Origin of the sequence: Acidaminococcus sp. CAG:542, assembly GCF_000437815.1 — a bacterium.
GTDB lineage: Bacteria > Bacillota > Negativicutes > Acidaminococcales > Acidaminococcaceae > Acidaminococcus.
In genome coordinates this window covers 1-4,106 of the sequence record NZ_FR902072.1, presented here as the reverse complement: position 1 = coordinate 4,106, position 4,106 = coordinate 1, and the positions used below count along the sequence as shown (strand labels likewise).

Genomic DNA, 4,106 nt, shown 5'->3' with positions numbered 1-4,106 from the left:
CGCCGCTGCTTCAAACCGGCGGCGGATATGATTTTTCCGGGATTCCCGGAAGTCCGGGTCCTGGACCTGGGAAATGGTAGTAAAATCCTGCTGGACCGTGCCTGCAACGAAATCAGCCGCATCCTGGGTCCTGATCAGCATACGGTTCAGGCTGCCGGCGGTTTTCTGGGTCTGCCAGTTAAGCCCCGTATTGGCCACTTCCGTGGAATAGATGTTGATGCTCCTGATGTTCATCATTCCCATGATCAGGGTCAGTACAACGGTGATGGCCACAATGACGATGGTGAGTTGAAGACGGAGACTGCGGATTTTAGCCATGACGGATACACCTCGAAAAAAGTATCCTCCCCTCAGCCAGGAGAAGGGTTGCATAAAGTTACCTGTTTATTCATTATAAGAAAAGAAGGGAGATTTGTCCACTCGGGTATTTTCCTGGTGGGGGTCAACAAGTTCCTGGCGAAACCTTCATCGCAGTATGGTTATGCAGCAAAGTGACGAGTACGGGACCGTAGGGGGCGCAGGCCCGGCTCCCCGCCATATACTCTTGAACGGAAAAAACGGTGTATTCTGTTTCAAAATCAATTTGCAAAAAATGATTTCCATCGGCCGCTGACCGTTGACCGCCGACAAAAAAAGACTGCCGCGGAAGCGACAGTCTTTTTTCTTGCCATCAATTATTTCACTTCGTGGATCCAGCCTTCCGGGCCTTCGATTTCGCCCATCTGGATACCTCTCAGGGTCTTGTACAGTCTGGTCAGCACAGGGCCCATTTCTTCCATCCCGCTGGGGATGCAGATTTCCTTGCCGTGGTCCACCACTTTGCCCACCGGGCAGATGACGGCAGCGGTGCCGCACAGGCCGGCTTCGGCAAAATCAGCCACTTCGGAGAATTTCACCGGACGGTGTTCCACTTTCATGCCCAGCATATCCGTTGCGATGGTGATCAGGGAACGGCGGGTGATGGAGGGCAGGATGGAATCGGATTTCGGGGTGACCAGGGTGCCGTCCTTTTTCACGAACAGGAAGTTGGCGCCGCCGGTTTCTTCCACGTAAGTCCGGGTGGCCGGATCCAGGTACATGTTTTCATCGAACCCGTTGTGATGGGCGGTGATGTAGGCGTGGAGGCTCATGGCGTAGTTCAGGCCGGCTTTGATGTGGCCGGTGCCCCGGGGTGCCGCACGGTCGAAATCGGATACGCAGATGGTGATGGGCTTTACGCCGTTTTTGAAGTAGTTGCCCACAGGGGTCCCGAACAGACGGAACTGGTATTCAGCGGAGGGTTTCACCCCGATCACCGGGCCGGTGGCAAACAGGTAGGGGCGCAGGTACAGGGCGCCGCCGCTTTCAAAAGGAGGAATGTAGTCTTTGTTGGCCCGGACCACTTCGTCCACGGCTTCCATGAACATTTCTTCAGAGACCGGAGGCATTTCCAGCCGTTTGGCGGAATCAATCATCCGTTTGGCGTTCTGATCCGGACGGAAGGTCACAGTGCGGCCGTCTTTGGTCTTGTAGGCTTTCAGGCCTTCGAAGACTTCCTGACAGTACTGCAGGATGCCGGCACATTCATTCAGGACCACGTTGGCATCACCGGTGAGACCGCCTTTGCCCCATTTGCCGTCCTTGAAGTTGGCAACATACCGCTGGGCAATGGGCTGGTATTCAAATCCCAGTTTGGACCAATCGATGTTTACATTAGACATACAAACCCCTCATTTCTTTCCTATAGATATGCTATAGATTATGTTACAAAAATGAATTTTGTATACCTCAATATATTACCCATCTGCAACGGGTTTGTCAATGAAATAGTAAAAAAGACGGTGGGATGGCCACAGGAATTGCAACATCTGATACAGAAAGGGTATAATGGGAGGGAATAGCGAACACAATCTGAAAGGAGTCCCGATCCCATGATCCTTCCCATTTTCATCCCCCACGCCGGGTGTCCCCACCTTTGCTCCTTCTGCAACCAGCGGACCATCAGCGGGGAGGGGGACAGCAGCCTGGCCGGAGCCCGGCGGCAGATGGAAAACCTCCTTGGCTGGGTCCGTCCCGATCCCGCCAACGAACTGGCTTTTTACGGCGGCTCTTTCACCGCCCTGGCTCCTGACCGGCAGGAGGCCCTGCTGGATCTGGCGGAAACCTGGAGAGGGCAGGGGCTGTGCGGCCCTCTCCGGCTGTCCACCCGGCCGGACGCCATCACCCCGGAAATCCTGGACCGTCTCCGGGTCCACCAGGTGGAAACCATCGAACTGGGGGCCCAGTCCCTGGATGACCGGGTGCTGGAACTGGCCCGGCGGGGCCATACGGCTGCCCAGGTCCGCACGGCTTCCCGGCTGATCCGGCAGGGGGGCTTCCGGCTGGGGCTCCAGCTGATGACCGGGCTCCCGGGCCAGGACGGGCCCAGCCTGGAAGACACCAAAGCCCAGGTGCTTGCCCTCCGCCCGGACATGGTACGGATCTACCCGGTGCTGGTGATCGAAGGGACGCTCCTGGCGGACCAGTGGCGCCAGGGAGTATACAGGCCCCAGACGGTGGAGGAGGCGGTGGATGCCTGCTGGCCCCTGTACCGGGACTTCACCGCCGCCGGGATCCAGGTGATCCGCCTGGGCCTCCAACCGGACCGGGAACTGTGCGCTCCGGGGCACATCCTGGCCGGGCCCTTCCATCCTGCCTTCGGGGAACTGGTGAAAAGCCGGGGGGTGGGGCTCCAGGTGCTGGAGAAGATTGCAGAGCTCCCCGGTGGGGATTATAATATGATTATCACCTGTCCGGACAGGCTGGCTTCGATCGTCCGGGGCCAGCACCGGAGCAATGTCCGTCTGTGGGAAGAGACGGGAAAGGTCCGGGTGGCATTCCAGACGGGAGAAAAGTTCGAGGTGAGGTTCCATGACAGAAAAACTGTATGAAAACGATTCTCTGCTCCAGAGCTGTACGGCGGTGGTCCGTTCCTGTGAGCAAAAAGAGGACCATTATGAAGTGATCCTGGACCGGACGGTGCTGTTCCCGGAAGGGGGCGGCCAGCTGTCCGACAAGGGCTGGCTGGATACGGTGCCGGTATATTATGCCTCGGAAGACGGGCCGGAGGTGCGCCACTGGACCCATGCGCCGGTGGAACCGGGAAAGACCGTCACCGTGAAGCTGGACTGGCCGGTGCGTCTGGACCGGATGCAGCAGCACTGCGGGGAGCATATCCTGTCCTATGCTTTCTGGAAAACCTGCGGGGCCAACAATGTGGGCTTCCATATGAATGAAGACAGTGTGTTCATCGACCTGGACCAGGAAATCGACGAGGAAAAGGCCAAAAAGGCGGAGTGGATGGCCAATGAGTGCCTGTGGGCCAACGAACCTGTTTCCCTCCATTATGTGGATGCATCGGAACTGGGGAAGTATCCCCTGCGGAAAAAGAACGAAAAACTCAGGGGCACCGTGCGGCTGGTGGACATCAAAAACGGGGACATCTGCACCTGCTGCGGCACCCATCCCCCCTATACGGGCATGGTAGGGTCCATCCAGATCATCCGGTTCGTCCGGCACAAGGGAGGCAGCCGGATCGAATTCCTCTGCGGCAACCGGGCCCTCAGGGCCATGCATGAACGGAACCGGATTTTGGAAGACACCAGCAATTTCCTGTCGGTGAAGGCGGAAGACGTGCTGCCAGCGGTGGAAAAACTCCACCAGGAGATCCTGGATCTCCGGGGGAAGGTACGGGAAAAGACCCAGGAACTGATCCGGCTCCAGCTGCCGGAAAAAATGGCCCAGGCACCGGTGCTGCCCAACGGCACCAAACTCCTGGTGCTCACCCTGGAAGGCACGGCGGCGGACGGAAAAAGCGCCATGAAGCTGGCCAGTGCCCAGCCCGGGGTGCTGGCGGCGGTGTTCACCAAAGAGGGGGACCGGCTTATGTACCAGTTCGCCTTAAGCGAAGGAGCGGAAGGGGACTGCAGGGCCTGCTGCGCCAAAGCCAATGAACTGTTTGGAGGCCGGGGGGGAGGCCGTCCCCAGAGCGCCCAGGGCGGCGGCACCGCCGGAGCGGACTGGGAGGAAAAGGTAAAGGAACTGGTGGAAGGAATCAGGGGATAAAAATAGCAGGGGAAAAGAGGGGC

4 protein-coding genes are annotated in these 4,106 nt (G+C 58.3%); 2 read left to right on the top strand and 2 right to left on the bottom strand.

The features are described 5' to 3' along the window. Both QVO43_RS05550 and QVO43_RS05545 read right to left on the bottom strand, forming a co-directional pair. Positions 1 to 318, bottom strand: a 318-nt coding sequence (locus tag QVO43_RS05550; RefSeq protein ID WP_288174589.1) for a hypothetical protein, incomplete at its 3' end; no start/stop codon positions are given. A 356-nt stretch (positions 319 to 674) separates the two neighbouring features. Beyond that, positions 675 to 1,700 carry a branched-chain amino acid aminotransferase gene (locus tag QVO43_RS05545; protein WP_012938730.1) on the bottom strand — a complete coding sequence of 342 codons (1,026 nt, stop codon included), beginning with the start codon at positions 1,698 to 1,700 and terminating at the stop codon, positions 675 to 677. A gap of 210 nt (positions 1,701 to 1,910) precedes the next feature. On the opposite strand from QVO43_RS05545, the gene QVO43_RS05540 reads away from it, so the two are divergent. Continuing rightward, positions 1,911 to 2,909 (top strand): elongator complex protein 3, encoded by a 999-nt coding sequence (locus QVO43_RS05540; protein ID WP_022487566.1) that lies wholly within the window; start codon positions 1,911 to 1,913, stop codon positions 2,907 to 2,909. Then, complete coding sequence (locus QVO43_RS05535; RefSeq protein ID WP_022487565.1) at positions 2,890 to 4,083, top strand: alanyl-tRNA editing protein; 1,194 nt, start codon at positions 2,890 to 2,892, stop codon at positions 4,081 to 4,083. The genes QVO43_RS05540 and QVO43_RS05535 overlap by 20 nt, the downstream gene beginning before the upstream one ends. Positions 4,084 to 4,106: the final 23 nt, after the last annotated feature.